At 67.7% G+C, this 18,159-nt stretch carries 11 protein-coding genes; 5 read left to right on the top strand and 6 right to left on the bottom strand.

Annotation, left to right across the window (positions count from 1 at the left end; genetic code table 11):
- Window positions 1-20: 20 nt before the first annotated feature.
- Complete coding sequence (locus tag G3M57_RS10950; protein WP_163230491.1) at window positions 21-944, top strand: family 43 glycosylhydrolase; 924 nt, start codon at window positions 21-23, stop codon at window positions 942-944.
- A gap of 58 nt (window positions 945-1,002) precedes the next feature.
- Here the strand turns inward: G3M57_RS10950 and G3M57_RS10945 are convergent, their stop codons facing one another.
- The 5 genes from G3M57_RS10945 to G3M57_RS10925 all read right to left on the bottom strand — a co-directional run bounded on the left by G3M57_RS10945 (window position 1,003) and on the right by G3M57_RS10925 (window position 9,627).
- On the bottom strand, window positions 1,003-2,571 hold the full coding sequence (locus tag G3M57_RS10945; RefSeq protein ID WP_163230489.1) for a carboxylesterase/lipase family protein: 1,569 nt from the start codon (window positions 2,569-2,571) through the stop codon (window positions 1,003-1,005).
- Between the two features lie 12 nt (window positions 2,572-2,583).
- Window positions 2,584-4,557: a glycoside hydrolase family 3 protein gene (locus G3M57_RS10940; RefSeq protein WP_163230487.1), complete on the bottom strand. Its 1,974-nt coding sequence runs from the start codon at window positions 4,555-4,557 to the stop codon at window positions 2,584-2,586.
- A gap of 66 nt (window positions 4,558-4,623) precedes the next feature.
- Entirely contained in the window at window positions 4,624-6,816 is a 2,193-nt protein-coding gene (locus G3M57_RS10935) for a TonB-dependent receptor (RefSeq protein ID WP_163230485.1), read from the bottom strand.
- Window positions 6,817-7,120: 304 nt separating this feature from the next.
- Window positions 7,121-8,191: a LacI family DNA-binding transcriptional regulator gene (locus G3M57_RS10930; protein ID WP_056760233.1), complete on the bottom strand. Its 1,071-nt coding sequence runs from the start codon at window positions 8,189-8,191 to the stop codon at window positions 7,121-7,123.
- 77 nt (window positions 8,192-8,268) lie between these two features.
- Window positions 8,269-9,627 carry a glycoside hydrolase family 27 protein gene (locus tag G3M57_RS10925; protein ID WP_082564706.1) on the bottom strand — a complete coding sequence of 453 codons (1,359 nt, stop codon included), beginning with the start codon at window positions 9,625-9,627 and terminating at the stop codon, window positions 8,269-8,271.
- Window positions 9,628-9,938: 311 nt separating this feature from the next.
- Here G3M57_RS10925 and G3M57_RS10920 point away from each other — a divergent pair, with 311 nt between their 5' ends.
- On the top strand, window positions 9,939-11,591 hold the full coding sequence (locus tag G3M57_RS10920) for an alpha-L-fucosidase (protein WP_163230483.1): 1,653 nt from the start codon (window positions 9,939-9,941) through the stop codon (window positions 11,589-11,591).
- Window positions 11,592-11,618: 27 nt separating this feature from the next.
- Here the strand turns inward: G3M57_RS10920 and G3M57_RS10915 are convergent, their stop codons facing one another.
- The gene (locus tag G3M57_RS10915) at window positions 11,619-13,082 is read right to left on the bottom strand and encodes an efflux transporter outer membrane subunit (protein ID WP_163230481.1); all 1,464 of its coding nucleotides are present in this window, start codon (window positions 13,080-13,082) and stop codon (window positions 11,619-11,621) included.
- A 96-nt stretch (window positions 13,083-13,178) separates the two neighbouring features.
- Between G3M57_RS10915 and G3M57_RS10910 the strand changes: the two genes are divergently transcribed.
- The 3 genes from G3M57_RS10910 to G3M57_RS10900 all read left to right on the top strand — a co-directional run bounded on the left by G3M57_RS10910 (window position 13,179) and on the right by G3M57_RS10900 (window position 18,068).
- On the top strand, window positions 13,179-13,805 hold the full coding sequence (locus G3M57_RS10910; RefSeq protein WP_163230479.1) for a TetR/AcrR family transcriptional regulator: 627 nt from the start codon (window positions 13,179-13,181) through the stop codon (window positions 13,803-13,805).
- Between the two features lie 76 nt (window positions 13,806-13,881).
- Window positions 13,882-14,973, top strand: coding sequence for an efflux RND transporter periplasmic adaptor subunit (locus G3M57_RS10905; RefSeq protein WP_163230477.1), 1,092 nt, complete (start codon window positions 13,882-13,884; stop codon window positions 14,971-14,973).
- Window positions 14,970-18,068: an efflux RND transporter permease subunit gene (locus tag G3M57_RS10900; protein ID WP_163230475.1), complete on the top strand. Its 3,099-nt coding sequence runs from the start codon at window positions 14,970-14,972 to the stop codon at window positions 18,066-18,068. Before G3M57_RS10905 ends, G3M57_RS10900 begins: the two co-directional genes overlap by 4 nt.
- The last annotated feature ends 91 nt before the right edge of the window (window positions 18,069-18,159 follow it).

The following is an 18,159-nucleotide window of genomic DNA, read 5'->3' as shown; positions in this document are numbered from 1 at the left end:
GCCGAGTTCAAGGAGTCTCCATGAAACGTTTCGCCCTCCTCCTCGCCGCCCTGCTCGCCGGACCGGCCCTGGCCGGCGAGCCGATCAGTCCGCGCTTCAACGCCGATCCCTCGCCGCACGCGTTCAAGGGCGGCTACTATCTCTACGCCACCGACGACGCGTCCAATTCGGGGACCTATTGGGACTCGACCACTTGGCGGCTCTACACCTCCAAGGACCTGAAGACCTGGAAGGACGGCGGGGCGTTCCTCGGGGTGTCGGTGTTCAAGTGGGCCAAGCCCGACGCCAAGGCCTGGGCGCCCGAGGCGGCCTATCGCAACGGCAAGTACTACTTCTACGCCCCGGTCGGCGGCGACAAGATCGGCGTGGCCGTGGCCGATCGCCCCGAAGGGCCGTTCCGCGACGCCATCGGCGCGCCGCTGGTCGACAAGGCGCGGGACGCCAACGCCGGGGCCGAACCGATCGACCCGCAGGTGCTGATCGACGACGACGGCCAGGCCTACATGGTCTTCGGCACCCGCGTGCCCAAGATCGTCAAGCTGGGCGCAGACATGAAGAGCCTGGCCGGCCCGATCCAGGACATCGCCGTCACCGGCTTTCCGGCCGATGACCCGAAGAAGACCTACGGAGAGGCGCCCTTCCTGCACAAGCACAAGGGCCTCTACTACTTCAGCTTCTCCACGGGCTGGCCTGGCCAGATCGTCTACGCCACCGCCAAGACCCCGATGGGGCCCTACGCCTATCGCGGCGTGATCCTCGACTACCTGAAGATCTCGACCAACCACCAGGCGATCCTGCAGGACAAGGGCAAGACCTGGTTCTTCTACCACGACGCCTTGTTGCCCGGCGGCGGAAGCCATCGCCGTTCGATCGCCATCGAACCGCTGAGCTATGCGCCGGACGGCTCGATCCTCGAGGTGCGTCCCAAGCCGCCGACGCGATAGTCCCTCCGGTCAAGAGCGCTCCGTGGCGGCCGGTGGCGCCGGGAACACGCTCACGGACCTAGCCTCCGGGAATAGAGGCCTCCACCAGGTCCAGCCGCGCCTTGAGCGGATCGGGGCCAACCTTCACCCCGTCATTGGCGAAGTCGATGATCGTATCGCTCGGGGCGTCGTACTTCGGCCATTCCGGCTGCCCCGCGACGTCCGGTTCGCCCTTGGCGGCGAAGGCGATCCAGTAGGCGTGGGCGGCCTTGGCCGCCGCGGCGTCGGCCGGGGTCAGGGCCGCGCCATAGCGGGCGTCGACGGTGTCGAACACGAACGGGATCTCGGTGGCGTGCGGCGCGCCCCACCAGTCCTTGCGCTGGCTTTCGGCCACATAGGAGAAGCGGTACTGCCAGACCGGCGCGCCCTGGGCTGACAGGGTGCGGGCGATCTTTCGCGACGGCTCGATGAACATCCGGTCGCCGGCCGCCTTCCAGCCGTAGACCTTGATGTCCTCCTTGCCGGTCGGGTCGTAGACAGCCTCGGCGGCGGCGCGCTGGTCGCCGAACGGCGCGAACACCTGGTCGCGGGTCCCGCCGAAGAAGAAGCCGTCGGCGCCGGTGGCGCCGACCATCACCGGCATCTTGCTCCAGGCGCCGGCGGCGTACGCGGCCAGCGGCTCGCGCGCCAGGATCTTGCCGTCGATCATCGGCCCGCCGCCCCAGGTGGGGGTGCCCGCGGTGGCCATGTTCAGGCCGTCGACCACGGCGTCGGCCGGCAGGGCGCGAAGGGCCGCCAGCGCTTCGGGCCCCTCCCCGCTGACGCCGGCCTTGGCGGCGAAGGCCAGGCCCGCGCTCTCGGCCGAGCGCTCGCCATTGGCGGCCCGCAGCGGCAGGGTCGGCAGGAGCCTCGGCCGGCCGCCGCCCGACTGGATGATCGCCTTGTGGAACAGCCCCTTGGCCAGCGGCGAGGTCAGCAAGTCGTGCACCGACACGCCGCCGGCCGATTCCCCAAAGACCGTAACGTTGCCCGGGTCGCCGCCGAACGCGGCGATGTTGTCGCGCACCCATTTCAACGCCGCGATCTGGTCGAGCAGCGCATAGTTGCCCAGCAGCCCGCCGTCGGCGTTCGCGGCGGTCAGGGCCGGGTGGGCGAAGAAGCCGAAGCGCCCGACCCGATAGTTGAAGCTGACCAGCACCACGCCGTCGCGCGCGAAGCGATCGCCGGAATAGACCGCCGGCGAGGAGCCGCCGTTGACGAAGCCGCCGCCGTAGATCCAGACCATCACCGGCCGCTTGGCCTTGGCCTTTTCAGCCCCGGCGGGCGTCCAGACATTGGCGTAGAGGCAATCCTCCGCCGGCTTGACGCCCAGGGGCGCGGCGTCGCCGGGGAACGGGTTCTGCATGCAGTCCGGGCCGTAGGCCGCGGCCGAACGCACGGCCGTCCAGGCGGCGGGCGGCTGGGGGGCGCGCCAGCGCAGCTCGCCCACGGGCGGCGCGGCGAACGGCACGCCCTTGAAGGCGTCAACGCCGTCGGCCTGCCGGCCGGCGATGGGACCGTGGGTCGTCTTGACCACGGGATCCGCGGCGAAGGCCGAGGTCGACACGAGATTGGCGGCTGCGAAGGCGATCAGAGCATGGCGGTGCATGGGGCGCGTTCCTTAGTAGGTCAGGCCATAGTGTATCGGATAGAGCGGTTTGGCGGAGTCGTGAGGGGCGTCCTCGGCCTGGGCCTCGACGGCGGCCATCGACGAGGGCAGTTCGAACGGCAGGCGACCTCGCGGCGCGACCACGCCGGTCAGCGCGTCGAGCAGGGCGTCGTCGCTGGCTCCGAAATCGCCGACCAGGGCCGTGGCCTTGTCCCTGACGTTGGTCAGGATGGCTGGGCGGTCGAGATAGACGCTGACGATGGTCGGAACCTTGGCCGAGGCGGCCTTGATCGCCTCGTAGTCGGCGGCGCCGTCCTTGAACGACAGGTCGCCCTCATGCTGGCGACTGCCGAAGGTGTAGTTCGGGTGCAGGGTCTGGAACGGCGTCACCGTGCGGATGATCGCCAGGTCGGCCTGGGCCAGGTCGGTCACCGGCGTCAGGCCGTGGGCCCTGGCGACCTCGGCCGAGACGCCCATCAGCCAGACCTTACGCCCGGCGCCCTTCAGAGGCAGCAGCCCGTTGCGGTTCTCCAGCAGCGTCAGCGCCCGGCTCTGGGCGGCGCGGCCTTCGGCGACGAAGGCCGGCGCCCCGACGACCGCCTCGGCGGCCTTCGGATCGACATAGGGGTTCTCGAACAGGCCCTGCTCGAACTTGACCGTCAGGATGCGACGCACCGACTGGTCGATCCGCGCCGGCGTGATCTTGCCGGCCCGGACGGCGGCGACCAGTTCGGCGGTGTCCTCGACCCCACCGAACTGGTCGAGCCCGGCATTGACGCCCTTGGCGTAGCGATCGACCTTGCTCAGCCCTTCGACGCCCCAGGCTGTGGAGAATCCTTCGAAATTGGGCGCCTGACCGGTCGGAAAGCCGTTCCGGCAGGTCTGGCCGCAGTCGTTGGTGATCGCCCAGTCCGAGATGACCAGGCCCTTGAAGCCGTGCTCGCCACGCAGAAGGTCGGTCAGCAGTTGCCGGCTGAAGCCCGCCCCGACGGGGTCGAGCGGCTTGCCGTCGAGCGTGACGCCCTGGAGGATCGCGTAGGTCGGCATAACGCCCACGACGCCCGCCGCGAAGGCCTCGTCGAACGGCTTGACGTGCTGGTCGAACTGGCCAGCCGGGAACACGGCGTAGCGGCCATAGTGGTTGTGGCCGTCGAAGCCCTTGGCCGAGGCGCCGTAGCCGACCCAGTGCTTGACCACGGCCGAGACGCCGTCGGCCGCCAGACCCGTGTCGCTGCCCTGGAAGCCCTGGACGTAGGCCTTGACCATGGTCCCGACCAGTACAGGGTCCTCGCCGAACGTGCCGTTGATCCGCGACCAGCGCGGCTCGGTGGCCAGGTCGGCCATCGGCGACAGCGCCTGGTGGATGCCGACCGCGCGATATTCCTTCCGGGCCACTTCGCCGAAGCGCCGGGTCAGGGCGGGGTCGCCGATCGCCGCCAGGCCGGTCGCCTCGGGCCATTGCGAGAAGCCCCCAGCCGTCACGCTGGCGCCGGCGGTGAACTGGAAGTGGTTGCGGGGATCGGTGCTGATCGTCACCGGTATGCCCAGGCGCGTGCCCTCGGCGAGGGCCTGGAGGGCGTTGTTCTGCTCGGCCAGCATCGCCGGCGCGCCCGACAGGCGGGTGATGAAGGTCTCGACGTGGCGCGACTGGATCAGCGGAGCGGCCTTTTCGAGGTCGTAGCCGGCGCCGATCCCGGCGACGCCCAGCGGCCCCTTGGCCGGCACGGTGCCGTGCATCATCGCCCCGGCCTTTTCGTCCAGCGTCATGCGGGCGGTCAGGTCGGCCGCCCGTCGGTCGGGATCCAGCCGCCAGTCCTCGTAGGGCGACAGCTTGCCGTCGCGGTCAAGGTCGCGGAACTTCAGCCCGTCCACGGCGATCATCGCGCCGCCGCGGGAACCCAGGACGGGCTGGACGGGAGCGGCCATGGCGGCTGGCGCCAGGGCGATCGCGGCGGCGGTCAGGAGCAGGCGGCGAAACAGGGGCATGCGGGAACTCGAAACGAGAAAAGAGAGCTCCCGGCGGGCAGGTCCGCCGGGAGCCAGGCAGCAGGTCTAGAAGGTCACGCCCAGGCGCACGCCGTAGGTGCGCGGCGGGGCGTAGAAGTCGGCGTTGCCGTTGGTGGCCAGGCCGGTGGTGGAGTTGGGCGACGAAGCGGTGCGGACGTCCTCGTTCTCGATGTTCCGCACATAGCCCTGCAGGGTCCACCGATCGTCGGCGCTGGCGTAGGTCAGGCTGACGTCGGACTTGGTGAACCCGTCCTGCCTGTTCTGCGTGAAGCCGTGATATTCGAGGTTCTTGCCGCTCTCGTAGTGGGTCTGGACGCGCCCTGTCAGCGTGCCGCCGAAGGACAGGTCCCAGACGTGCTGGTAACCCAGGTTCACGGTCCAGGCCGGGGTGCGGGCCATGCGACAGCCCGAGAAGTCGGTCGAGCGCGGGGCCGCGACGGCGAAGTTGGCCGTGTAGCAGCCCGCCACCGTCGCATTGGCGTTGTTGTTGGCGAAGGCGTCGCCCAGCGGCAGCACGAAGTCGGTGTATTCGGCGTGGATCCAGCCCAGCGTGGCGTCGATCCGGTCGTGCTCGGTCAGCACGAGGTTGCTTTCCAGCTCCAGGCCGTAGACCCGCGCCTTGTCAGCGTTCAGCGTGACCGTGGCGTTCTGGCCGGCGATCACCCCGACCGCCGAGACCTGGAAGTCCTTGTAGTCGTAGAGGAAGGCCGAGGCGTTCAACTGCAGGCGGTTGTCGAGGAAGCGGTTCTTCACCCCGGCCTCGTAGGAGGTGATCTTCTCCGGCTCGTAGGTGTTCTGGCCGACGCCGTCGAAGTAGCCCCCGGCCTTATAGCCGGTGGCGACATTGGCGTAGAGCATCGAGTCCGGCGTGAGGTCGAAGTCGGCGCCGAGCTTCCAGTTGGTGGCGTCCCACTTGGCGTCGGCGACGTTGAGCACCACGGTCGAGGTGATGGCGCCGGCCGCGTTGGTCAGGAAGGTGCCGCCGTTGCGAGCCTTCTGATCCTCAGTGTAGCGCAGGCCCGCCGTGAGCCGCAGGCGGTCCGTCACCGCATAGGTCCCCTGGCCGAACGCCGCCCAGGACTCCGCCGTCACTTCCGGCTGGATGAAGGACAGGTAGGAATTGGTCGCCAGGAACACCCGGAAGTCGACATTGTTGTCTTCGGTGAAGCGGTACAGGCCCACCACCCACTTCAGGTCGCCTGTCTCGCCGCCCAGCCGCAATTCGTGCGACCAGGTGTGGTCCTTGCCCTTGAAGTAGTTGGGCGCGCCGGTGCTGGCGTTCTCGCCGTTGCGGTCCAGGCGCGAGAAGTTGTAGCCCATCAGGTAGGTCAGGGTCGCGAAGCCCAGGTCCCAGTTGGCCTCACCGCCGGTGCTGAAGAACCGGTTGTTGCGATAGAGGTTGACCGAGCAGTTGCAGGTCCACGGATCGCCGGTCACCCGCGCGGTGCCGTAGGTCTGGTCGCCCCCGCCGGCCCCGCCCTGGTGCAGGTAGTCGGCGGTCAGCCGTACCGAGAACACGTCGCTGGGCTTCCAGAGCGCCTGCACCCGCGCCGACTTGTCGTCCTGGTCGTAGCGATCGTTGCCGCCCGTGCCCGGACCGCTGTTGAGAGCGGTGACATAACCGTCGTGACGGCTCTGTTGGAAGGCGGCGCGCACCGCCAGGGTTTCGCCGACCGGAATATTGACCGCGCCGCTGGTGGTCAGGGCGCCGTAGTTGCCGACGTCCACCGATCCATAGCCTTCGTAGTCGCCGAGCTTGGGCTTCTTGGTGATGACGTTGATCGCGCCGGCCGTGGCGTTGCGACCGTACAGCGTGCCCTGCGGGCCGCGCAGCACTTCCACCCGGTCGATGTCGTAGAACAGCGAGCCCACCGACGTGGAGCGCGCGATGTAGATGCCGTCGATGTGGTACGCCACCGCCGGGTCGCCGACCTCGGTGGTGTTGGTGCTGCCGATGCCGCGCAGGAAGATCTGGGCCGCGCCGCCGCCGCTGGAGGTGATCTGCAGGGCCGGCACCTGGCTGCCCAGGTCGACCACTGACTTGATCCCTTGGGACTCCAGCTTCTCGCCGGTCACAGCGGACACGGTCAGCGGCGTCTTTTGAAGATTTTCGCTGCGACGCTGGGCGGTGACCACCACCTCGTCGAGCTGAACCTGGGCTGTATCCTGAGCGTACGCCGTCGGCGCGTGAAGCCCGACGATCGCCACCGCGGTCGAAGCGAAAAGCATGATGCGCATGTTGTTCCCCTTTCCTGCGCGAGGCCGTCCGGAGCCGACGCGAATGCGTCGGCCGGTGAACCGGCCTCCTGACGGACGTCGCGAGCGACGACCGATTGTTTCCTCCGCCCCTGTCCCGGGGCTTTGATCGACATGATCGCAATGCACTGAATGCGTACGACAACGTTGTCTTAATTAGACATCACGCTACGACAACGTTGTCTATCGATTTTTCAAAGACACCGCTGTCTGGAATTTTAGTTCCCGAATTGAGGGGATCTTGGAGTTGTACTTCTAGGATTCAGCCGCACACGGCAACGAAGTACTACAGCCCAGAAGTAGATTTACGCGGGGAAGCGGTCGAGGCGCGGTCCACGACACGGTAGTCCAGCTGCCGCACCAGGGTTCGGCCACGGAATCGCTTGTCTCCGAAACCATCGATCAGCATGTCGGCCGCCGCCTCCGCCATCTCCGCTACGGGCTGGTGAACCGTCGTCAATCGCGGCCACGCCGACGCCGCGACGGGGCTGTCGTCGAATCCCACAACAGAGAGCGAGCCGGGCACCGACAGCCCGCGCTTGGCGGCGGCGGCTAGGACGCCCACCGCCATGCCGTCATTGGCCGCGAAGATCGCCGTCGGCGGATCGGAAAGGTCCAGCAACCGCTCCGCCGCCTCAAAGCCGGAGAGGCTTTCGAAGTCTCCGGACTGGATCAAGTCGGCGCAGGGCGTAACGCCGCGAGCGCCCAAGGCGGCCAGATAGCCGTGGCGGCGGCGGGTGGCGGCGGTGTGCTCCGGCGGTCCGTCGATGAACGCGATCCGCCTGTGGCCAAGGTCCAGGAGCCGATCGGTGATCTGGCGGGCCGCCAACATGTCGTCCATGAACACATAGGGCGAACGGCCAAAGTCGCCGCCGGGCGCGATGCGGACATAGGCCAGGCCGTGACTCTCGACGACGTTGAGCAGTTCCGGATCGTCGCAGACGGGCGGCGTCAGGATCAGGCCATCGAAGCGGCCGGCGCGCAGGGTCTGGATCAGCGTCTCGCGGGCTCCGTCGACGCCCTCCCCGACCTGCTCGACCACCAGCTGGTAGCCGGCCCGGCGGCAGGCGCGCATCGCGCCCGCCTGGATCTCGCCGATATAATGGTAGGCGCCCATCCTCAGGAAGATCACGCCGATCAGGTAGCTGCGCCGGCTGGACAGCAGGCGAGCGGCCACGTTGGGCCGATAGCCGAGCCGAGCGATCAACGCCTCGATCCGGGCGCGAGCCTCAGGCCCGACCCCGTCCTCGCGATTGATCACTCGGGAGACCGTCTTGATCGAAACGCCCGCCTCCCGGGCGATGTCGACGATCGTGACGCCTTCCGCCCCCTCCCCCTTCGGTCCTCGTCTTTGCATGATCGCAGCCTAGCGGAGTTGCGAATGGGAAGCGAGTTGGCCATCACGGCCCTGCTCGCTCCCCATCAGGACCGCCTTCAGCCAAGGCGATACAGGCCGGCGCCGTGCGAAGGCAACTGCACCGAGAAGCGCCCCGCGGCCTTGCCAAGATCGCGGCCCGTCCAGAGATCCCGCACCGTCGCCGAGGCCGGCAAGCCGACGATCTTCAGATCGACTCCGACCTCGCGCGGCGTCTCGCCCGTGTTGAACAGCGCCAGGTAGGCGTCGCCATTGTTCGCCTTGGCCGTCCAGACGCGCATGCCGTCCTCGACGAAATGCGGGCGGTTGTCGCGCGAAGCCTGATTGACGGCGATGACCTCGGGATTGGTCAGCAGGGCCTTGGTCGGCGCGTCGAGGTGGCGGAGGTCCCCGCCCATGATCAGCGGCGAGCGGGCGATCGACCACAGCGTCATCAGGGTGCGCTGTTCGTCGGGGGTGAACTTGGTGTCGCGCTCGCCCAAGGCCAAGCGGCCCAACGGCAGCATGTCTGCGTCGGGCCAGCCGCCGTCGCCCATGTAGGGCGACCAGTTTTCCAGCCGGGTGAACTGGGCGTCCAGCATCCTCCAGTCGTCCCAGAAGTCGTCCGAGATCCGCCACATCTGGGCGTGCTGGCGGGCGTGGGCGCCGCGCACGACCGGGGTCTCGCCTGGCGACATGGACAGGATCATCGGTCGGCCGGTCCGGCCAATGGCGCGGTGAATCGCCTCGATCTCGGCCATGTGGGAGTCATAGGGACGGCTGAGGTCGTCGACCTTGACGAAGTCCACGCCCCACGACGCCAGCAATGCAAAGACGCTATCGTAATAGGCCTGGGCGCCCGGCTTGCTCATGTCGACCCCGTACATGTCGGGGTTCCACGGACAGGTGCTGTGCTTGTCGACGATGTCGGCCACGCTGATGTTCGTGCCCAGGACCTTCAGGCCGCGCTCGACCGCCAGGCGCGGGGCGCCGCGCATCAGATGAACGCCGAATCGCAGGCCGAGAGCGCGAACCTGGTCGGCCAGCGGCTTGAAACCCTTGCCGTCGGCGCTGGACGGGAAGCGGTTCGGAGCGGGCAGCAGCCGGCCGTGATCGTCCAGCGTCGGGACCGGCTTGGCGGCGTAGGTATAGCTGCTGGCGCCGGGCTCATACCACTGGATATCGACGGTCAGGATGTCGTAGCCGGCGGGCCGCAGTTCGCGGGCCATGATCGTCGCCTGCTCGAGCGTCTGGGCTTCGTTGATCGTCGTGGCGAAGCTGTTCCAACTGTTCCAGCCCATCGGCGGAGTCGGCGCCAGGAGCGGCCTCTTCGCCGCCGGCGGCTTCGGGGCCGGCTTGGTCGCTGCGACGGCGGGCAGCGCCGCACCTAGCGCCGCGGAGGCGCCCAGCAAGCCGCGACGGCTCAAGTTCTTGTTCATTTGGGCTTCCTCGGCGTCCTGCAGAAGGGGCGCAATGCCTGGGGGCAACGCCCTTCCTTTATCTGATGGCGCAAGAGCTACAGCCGACCGATAGCGTCATCAAGAGATATTGTCTGACTATATCGCACCTCGGTGTGCCTGGCCAAGGCTCCCGCCACAAGCGTCATCAACGCACATTTGGAACGGCGCGCGCCGGGTGGTTTGCACATGACAAAGCTTGAACGCACGTTGGGCCTCGGCCCGCGCCTTGACAACTCAGACAAATCATATTTGAAATTACGTTCAAGAATAAAAACTGAGGGAGAGGAACGATGACGCCGACAAGACGTGCGCTGTTCCAGGGCAGCGCCGCAGCCAGCCTGATCGGCGCCGCCCCTGCATTGGCCTCGGACCTGGTCCCGACGGGCTTCGACCAGATCGCCAAGGGCCCGTTCAAGCCCAACTGGGATTCGCTCGCGGCTGGGTATCGAACACCGGACTGGTTTCGCGACGCCAAGTTCGGGCTATGGGCCCACTGGGGCGCCCAATGCGTGCCAGAAGCGGGCGACTGGTACGCCCGCAGCATGTACATGCCCGGCCAGCCCGCCTACGACCATCACCTGAAGACCTATGGCCACCCGGCCGATACCGGCTTCATGGACATCTATCCCCAATGGCGGGCTGAAAACTGGAATCCTGACGACCTGCTGGATCTCTATGCCAAGGCCGGCGCGAAATACTTCGTGGCCATGGCGAACCATCACGACAACTTCGACGCCTACCAGTCCAGGTTCCACGACTGGAACTCGGTCCGCCTGGGTCCCAAGAAGGATATCATCGGCCTGTGGGCCAAGGCCGCTCGCAAGCGGGGCTTGCGCTTCGGCGTCTCCAACCATTCCGCCCACGCCTGGCACTGGTTCCAGACGGCTTACGGCTATGATCCCGAAGGCCCTCGAAAGGGCGAGCGCTACGACGCCTTCAAGCGCTTCGCAGCGGACGGTCGCGGTAAATGGTGGGAGGGGCTGGATCCGCAGCAGCTCTATGGCGGCCCGGTCATGCCGTTGCCCGACGGTTTCGACACGATCGCCGACGCCAACAAATGGCACGAAGCCAACGATCGGGTCTGGAGCGAAAAGGCCCCGCTGAACAATCCAGCCTTCACGCGCCAATGGTATCTGAGGTGCAAGGACTTGATCGACAGCTACAAGCCCGATCTCGTCTATTTCGACAATTTCGACCTGCCGCTCGAACAGGCGGGCCTGGACATCGCCGCCCACTACTACAACGCGTCGCTTCAGTGGCGCGGGAAACTCGACGCGGTAATCAACATCAAGCCCCACGACGCCCATCGCCCAGGCATCGTCGCCGACGTCGAGCGGGGCATGCGCAGCGAGATCAGCCCCGAGCCCTGGCAGACCGACACCTGCATCGGCGACTGGCACTACAATCGGCGCCTCTTCGAGGAGAAGCGCTATCTGCCCGCGGCCGAGGTCATTCATCGGCTCTGCGACATTGTCTCGAAAAACGGCAATCTGCTGCTCAGCATTCCGGTACGCGGCGATGGAACGATCGACTCCGAGGAGCGGCGGATCGTCGAGGAGATCGGCGTCTGGATGGGTCGCTTCTCCGACGCCATCTACGCGACACGCCCCTGGACGATCTTCGGCGAAGGGCCGACGGCCGTGGCCGCCGGCATGTTCAGCGAGGGCAAGCAGAAGCCTTTCACGCCGCAGGACATTCGGTTCACCACCAAGAACGCCGCGCTATACGCCATTACCTTGGGGCGACCGGAGGGCGGGCAAGTCGTGGTCCGCAGCCTGGCCAAGGACGGCGGGCACGCCAAGGGTCCAGTGCGGCGTGTAACCCTGGCCGGCGACAAGACGCCCCTGCCGTTGCGCCAAGACCGGACGGGCCTGCACGTGACCTTGCCCGACGGCGCCCTGCATCCGTTCGGGATCGCGCTCAGGATCGATGGTGTCTTGTAGCGAAGCGCGCCGAACGCCGTGGCGTCTCTACCCAGCGTCCGCGCCGGAAGGATCGCGCCAGCCGCCGCCCAGGGCCTGGAAGGAACGGATCGCCGCGCGGGCGGCTTCCGTTCGAGCCTGGGCCCTGGCGTCGCGGACGGCGAGCAGGCGCGCATCGGCGTCCAGCACCTCGATCAGGCTGACAACGCCGCCGCCGTAGGCGGCCTGCGAGGCGGCTCTGGCCTTAGCCAGTGACGCTTCGCCAGCCGCCAGGGTGCGCTCCTGGCTCTCGCGCTTGACGAGACTGGAGAAGGCGCTCTCCACGTCCTCGGTCGCGCGCAGAACCGATTGCTGGTAGGCGGCCAGAGCCTCCGCCTTCTGGCCGCGCGCCGCGGCCACCTCGGTGCCGACGCGGCCGAAGTCGAACAATCGCCAGCGCAGGCCAAGCACGCCCTGGGCCTGGTTGGCCGGCCCTTCGAACAGGGCGCTGCTGCTGGTGGTGGCTGTGCCCACCAGGCCGCTGAGCGAAAACTTCGGGAAATATTGCGAAATCGCCGAACCGACCTGCGCATTGCTGGCGCGCAGCCGTTGCTCGGCGACGACGAGGTCCGGGCGACGGCGCAGCAGTTCGGCGGGGCCTCCCGCGTCGGCAAGGCCGGGCGCTGTGGGAATGGCCGTCACCGTGGCCAGTTCGGCCCGATAGGTTCCTGGCTGCGCGCCTTGAATGACGTCCATGGCGTTGAGCGCCGCCTCCAGTCCCTCCTCGAGGACGGGAAGGCTGGCGCGCGTCTGTTCCAGCGCGCCAACGGCTTGCTGAAGTTGCAGGTCCGCGGCGACGCCCTGCTCGCGCTGCAGGTGGACCGTCTCGACCAGCCGCGTCTGGGTCTCGACCTGGCCGCGCGCGATCGCGAGCCGTTCCTGCAGCCCACGAACCAACACGTAGGTGTCCGCCGTCTGGGCGGCGACGGCCAGGCGCGCGGCGGCCACCCCGGCCTCAGCCGCTCTGTACTGCGCCAGGGCCGCCTCGCGATCGCGGCGGCCGCCGCCGAAGACGTCGAGCTCCCAGCCGGCGACCAGATCGCCTTCGTAGAGTTCGCCCTCGCGGTCGAAATTCGGCGTGGCGGCGAGAAGTCGCCCCGTCGGGGTCTGGGTCGAAGCGTGAACCTTGGCGCCGCTGGCCTGGACCGAGGCGGACGGCAGCAGGGCCGCGGTCGCCGCGCGCACGCCCGCCCGCGCCTGGGCGACCCGCGCGCCCGCCTGAGCCAGATCAAGGTTTTGCGCCAAGGCCCGATCGACAAGGCGGTCGAGCACCGGATCGTTGAAGCCGCGCCACCACGCATCGGTCGATGCGCTCGTCGCCGGTGCGGCCGACCGGGCCTCGACGGCCTTGGCCCCCATGAAGACCCGCGGCGAGGCGATCTTCGGCGCGACATAGTCTGGGCCGACCGCGCATCCGGCGAACAGGGCGGAACTGGCCGCGATGGAAAGAACCGGGAAGACGGCGGAGCGCATGGGACCACTCGCTACGAATGACGAAACTTGGTTGTGACTAAATTCCGATATCGTCACTAGTTTGTCAATTGGGGCGTCCGATGTTAGCGTGCTGTCATGAGCACAATCGACTCTTCGCCCCCCCCGGCCGCCGGCCAGAGAGGCCCCCTCGAACACGACGTCCGCGATCAGATCGTCACCGCGGCCGAGGCCCATTTCAGCCGCTTCGGCTATGGCAAGACCACGGTCGCCGACCTGGCCAAGGCGATCGGTTTCTCCAAGGCCTACATCTACAAGTTCTTCGACTCCAAGCAGGCGATCGGCCAGGCGATCTGCGTGCAGTGCCTGGACAAGGTGCTGGCGGCGGGTGAGGCCGGGATCGCCGACGGCAGGACCGCCTCGGAGAAGTTAAGGCGGTTTTTCAATGGTATAGTGGCCACGAGCGCCGAGCTCTTCTTCCAGGACAAGCTCCTCTACGACATCGCCGCCCATTCGGCCGAGGAACGTTGGCCGTCGGCCCTGGCCTATCTGGAACGATCCGAAGCCTTGCTGAAGGAGATCATTCTCCTAGGCCGCGAGACGGGTGAGTTCGAGCGCAAAACGCCGATCGACGAGGTCTGCGAAGCGATCCTGCTGGTCATGCAGAGCTTCATGAACCCGCTGATGCTCAGGCACAACCTGGACGACCTGCCCGACGCGCCGACCAAGGCCATCAATCTGGTGCTGCGGAGCCTTGCCCCCTAAAACGAAGTGACGAGTTGACAGATTGGTCACTAAACACCAAGCTAAGGTTCTTCCGTCAAGGCAGGACCCTTAAGCCATGTCGCCTCGTCCCCTCGCCGCCGCCCTGCTTTTGGCCGGCCTCACGCCACTCGTCGCCTGCGGCGGCAAATCCGGGGCAGACGATCCTCGCACCCTGCCGCCGGTGGTGCGGGTCGCCGTGGCCAGTCCCGCGACGGACGGCCAGCGCAGGTTCAGCGGCGTCGTCACGGCGCGCGTCCAAAGCGATCTAGGCTTCCGCGTCGCCGGCAAGGTCGTGGCGCGGCTGGTCGACGCCGGCCAGACCGTCCGTCGCGGCCAGGCCTTGATGCGCATCGACGCGACCGACTACGCCCTGGCCGTTTCAGCCCAGACCGAACTGGTGGAGGCCGCCCGCGCCCGGGCCGTGCAGACAGCGTCGGACGAGAAGCGTTATCGCAGCCTGGTTTCGGCCGGCGCGGTTTCAGCCCTCGCCTATGACCAAGCCAAGGCGGCGGCCGACGCAGCCAAGGCCCAGTTGGAAGCCACCGAGGCCCAGGCCCGGGTCTCGCGCAACACCGCAGGCTATGCGGTCCTGGTCGCAGACGCCGACGGCGTCGTGGTCGAGACCCTGGCCGAGCCCGGCCAGGTGGTCGCCGCCGGTCAGCCGGTCGTGCGCCTGGCCCAGGCTGGACCTCGGGAGGCGACCATCACCCTGCCCGAGACCGTTCGCCCGGCGCTGGGCTCGCTGGCCCAGGCCTTCGCCTCCGACGGCGCCGAGGCCGGTCAGGCGCGCCTGCGGCAGTTGTCGGACGCCGCGGACCCTCGCACCCGAACTTACGAAGCCAAGTATGTCCTGAACGGCCAGGCCGCCCAGGCGCCGCTGGGCTCGACCATGGTGGTGGCCCTCTCCCCGCAGGGCGCAGATCGGGGATCCGGCGGCGTGGAAGCACCGATCGGCGCCATCTATGACGCGGGCAAGGGACCGGGCGTCTGGGTCGTCGAGCCGCGCGCCTCCACGGTCCAGTGGCGGCCCGTGCGCCTGGCGGCGATCGGGGCGGAGACGGCGACGATTTCCAGCGGCCTCGCCGGCGGTGAGCGCTTCGTCGCCCTGGGCGCCCACATGCTGCACCAGGGCCAGCGCGTCCGCATCCAGGCCGGAGCGGCGCAATGAGCCTCAACCTCTCCGCCCTGGCGGTCCGCGAGCGGTCGATCACGCTCTTCCTGATCGTCGCGATCACGTTCGCCGGCGCCTTCGCCTTCATGAAGCTAGGCCGCGCCGAGGACCCCAGCTTCTCGATCAAGGTCATGACGATCGTCACCGCGTGGCCCGGCGCCACCGCACTGGAGATGCAGGATCAGGTGGCCGAGCCGCTCGAGAAGCGGATGCAGGAGCTGAAGTGGTACGATCGGTCCGAGACCTTCACGCGCCCCGGCCTGGCCTTCACCACCCTGACGCTGAAGGACCAGATTCCGGCCAAGGAGGTTCAGGAGCAATTCTACCAGACCCGCAAGAAGATGGCCGACGAGGCCCCCAATCTGCCGCGCGGCGTGCTGGGTCCGTTCGTCAACGACGAGTATGGCGACGTGACCTTCGCCCTCTACGCGCTGAAGGCCAAGGGTGAGCCGCAGCGCCTGCTGGTGCGCCAGGCCGAGACCCTGCGCCAACGCCTGCTGCACGTGCCGGGCGTCAAGAAGGTCCAGATCATCGGCGAGCAACCGCAGAAGATCTTCGTGGAGTTCACCCAAGCCCGCCTGGCGACGCTGGGGGTGAGCCCCAGGGAGCTGTTCGCCGCGCTCAATGACCGCAACCTGGTCACCCCGGCGGGCTCGATCGAAACCCAAGGCCCCCAGGTGCAGATCCGTCTGGACGGGGCGCTCGACAGCCTGGAGAAGATCAAGGAAACGCCGATCGTCGTTGGCGGCCGCACCCTCAAACTGGGCGACATCGCCGAGGTCAAGCGCGGCTACGAGGATCCCGCCACCTTCCTGATCCGCAACGGCGGCGAACCGGCCATCGTGCTCGGCGTGGTGATGAAGGAACGCTACAACGGCCTGGAGCTGGGCAAGAACCTCGACAGGGAAGCCAAGGCGATCGCCTCCGAAATGCCTCTGGGCATGAGCTTCGACAAGATCACCGACCAGTCGGTGAACATCGTCGAAGCCTACAACGAGTTCATGCTGAAGTTCTTCGTGGCGCTCGCGGTCGTCATCGTCGTCAGCCTGATCAGCCTGGGCTTCCGGGTCGGCATCGTGGTCGCCATGGCCGTGCCGCTGACCCTGGCTGGCGTCTTCGTGATCATGCTGGTCACGGGCCGCGACTTCGACCGTATCACCCTGGGCGCGCTGATCCTGTCGCTGGGCCTGCTGGTCGACGACGCCATCATCATCATCGAGACGATCGTGGTGAAGATGGAGGAAGGCAAGGACCGGGTCACGGCCGCCACCTACGCCTGGGGCCATACCGCCGCCCCGATGCTGGCCGGCACCCTGGTGACGATCATCGGCCTGATGCCGGTGGGCTTCGCCAAGTCCACGGCCGGCGAATACGCCGGCAACATCTTCTGGGTCGTGGCCTTCGCCCTGATCACCTCGTGGTTCGTGGCGGTGATCTTCACCCCCTATCTCGGCGTGTTGATGATCCCCAAGATCAAGCCGGTCGAGGGTGGACATGGCGCGATCTACGACACCCCGCGCTATCGCCGGCTGCGCTCGCTGGTCGTTTGGACCATCGACAACCGCTTCAAGGTGGCCGCCGGCGTCGGCGCCGCCATGGTCGCGGCCGTGGTGATGATGGGCGGGGTCAAGCAGCAGTTCTTCCCCCTCTCCGACCGTCCAGAGGTGCTGATCGAGGTGCAGATGCCCGAGGGACAGAGCATCAGCTCGACCAGCCAGGCGGTGAGCCAGGTCGAGGCCTGGCTGCGCAAGCAGCCCGAGGCCAAGATCTTCACCAGCTATATCGGCCAAGGCGCGCCGCGGTTCTTCCTGGCGATCTCGCCGGAACTGCCCGACCCGTCCTTCGCCAAGATCGTGGTGCTGACGCCTGACGAAAAGGCCCGCGACGCGCTAAAGAAACGCCTGCGCCAGTTCGCCGCTTCGGGGACGATCCCGGGGGCCAAGATCCGAGCCACCCAGATCGTGTTCGGTCCGCCCTCGCCCTTCCCCGTGGCCTTCCGCGTCATGGGTCCGGACGCCGACCGCGTCCGCGAGATCGCCGAGCAGGTCAAGGGCGTGATGTTGCGCAACGAAGGCATGCGCCAGGTCAATACCGACTGGGGCGAGCGCGTTCCGACCGTTCACTTCGTGCTCGACCAGGACCGGCTGCGCGCCTTCGGCCTCACCTCCAGCGACGCTTCCCAGCAGCTCCAGTTCCTGTTGACCGGCGTTCCCGTCACCCAGGTGCGCGAGGACATCCGTTCGGTCGAGGTCGTCGCGCGGACCAGCGGCCAGGATCGCCTGGACCCGTCCCGGCTCGGCGCCTTCACCCTGGTCGGGGCGGCGGGCGAGCGGATCCCGCTCGACCAGATCGGCAAGGCGGAAATCCGCATGGAGGATCCGATCCTGCGCCGCCGCGATCGCCTGACCACGATCACCGTGCGGGGCGACATCGACGAGGGGCTGCAGCCGCCCGACGTCTCGACCCAGGTGCTCAAGCAGCTTGAGCCGATCAAGGCGGCGCTGCCGGCGGGCTACAGGATCGAGATGGGCGGGTCGATCGAAGAGGCCGCCAAGGCCAACGTCGCCCTGGCCGCGGTCTTCCCGCTGATGTTCATCCTGATGATGGTGGTGACGATCTTCCAGGTTCGCTCGCTGTCGGCGATGTTCATGGTGCTGCTGACCGCGCCCCTGGCCTTGGTGGGGGTCGCGCCGACGTTGCTGATCTTCCACCAGCCGTTCGGGTTCAACGCCATCCTTGGCCTGATTGCCCTGGCCGGCATCATCATGCGCAACAGCCTGATCCTGATCGGCCAGATCCACACCAACCAGGAGGATGGTCTTGATCCCTTCCACGCCGTCGTCGAGGCCACGGTTCAGCGCGCCAGGCCGGTCATCCTGACCGCCCTGGCCGCGGTTTTCGCCTTCATCCCGCTGACCCTTTCGGTGTTCTGGTCCTCGATGGCCTACACCCTGATCGGCGGCACCATCGGCGGCACCATCCTGACCCTCGCCTTCCTGCCGCCGCTCTACGCCATGTGGTTCCGGATCAAGGACGACCGTCGCGGCGAAGGGCCGGCCTCCAAGACCGATCCCGAGGTGCTGGCGACCTGAGCCTGGGATCGCGCTCGGCGGGTCGTGAGCGACGACCCGCCGCCTCACCGCCGCGCCTCGTTCCTGCCCGGCAGCGGGTTCGCGGCGGCGG

Source organism: Caulobacter rhizosphaerae, from assembly GCF_010977555.1.
Taxonomy (GTDB): Bacteria; Pseudomonadota; Alphaproteobacteria; order Caulobacterales; family Caulobacteraceae; genus Caulobacter; species Caulobacter rhizosphaerae.
This window is presented reverse-complemented; position numbering and strand designations above follow the sequence as displayed.

What these genes read in the sequence shown, in the direction of transcription:
- G3M57_RS10950 (WP_163230491.1), top strand. Translation starts at nt 21, where the DNA reads ATGAAACGTTTCGCCCTCCTCCTCGCCGCCCTGCTCGCCGGACCGGCC.
- G3M57_RS10945 (WP_163230489.1), bottom strand. Translation starts at nt 2,571, where the DNA reads ATGCACCGCCATGCTCTGATCGCCTTCGCAGCCGCCAATCTCGTGTCG.
- G3M57_RS10940 (WP_163230487.1), bottom strand. Translation starts at nt 4,557, where the DNA reads ATGCCCCTGTTTCGCCGCCTGCTCCTGACCGCCGCCGCGATCGCCCTG.
- G3M57_RS10935 (WP_163230485.1), bottom strand. Translation starts at nt 6,816, where the DNA reads ATGCGCATCATGCTTTTCGCTTCGACCGCGGTGGCGATCGTCGGGCTT.
- G3M57_RS10930 (WP_056760233.1), bottom strand. Translation starts at nt 8,191, where the DNA reads ATGCAAAGACGAGGACCGAAGGGGGAGGGGGCGGAAGGCGTCACGATC.
- G3M57_RS10925 (WP_082564706.1), bottom strand. Translation starts at nt 9,627, where the DNA reads ATGAACAAGAACTTGAGCCGTCGCGGCTTGCTGGGCGCCTCCGCGGCG.
- G3M57_RS10920 (WP_163230483.1), top strand. Translation starts at nt 9,939, where the DNA reads ATGACGCCGACAAGACGTGCGCTGTTCCAGGGCAGCGCCGCAGCCAGC.
- G3M57_RS10915 (WP_163230481.1), bottom strand. Translation starts at nt 13,082, where the DNA reads ATGCGCTCCGCCGTCTTCCCGGTTCTTTCCATCGCGGCCAGTTCCGCC.
- G3M57_RS10910 (WP_163230479.1), top strand. Translation starts at nt 13,179, where the DNA reads ATGAGCACAATCGACTCTTCGCCCCCCCCGGCCGCCGGCCAGAGAGGC.
- G3M57_RS10905 (WP_163230477.1), top strand. Translation starts at nt 13,882, where the DNA reads ATGTCGCCTCGTCCCCTCGCCGCCGCCCTGCTTTTGGCCGGCCTCACG.
- G3M57_RS10900 (WP_163230475.1), top strand. Translation starts at nt 14,970, where the DNA reads ATGAGCCTCAACCTCTCCGCCCTGGCGGTCCGCGAGCGGTCGATCACG.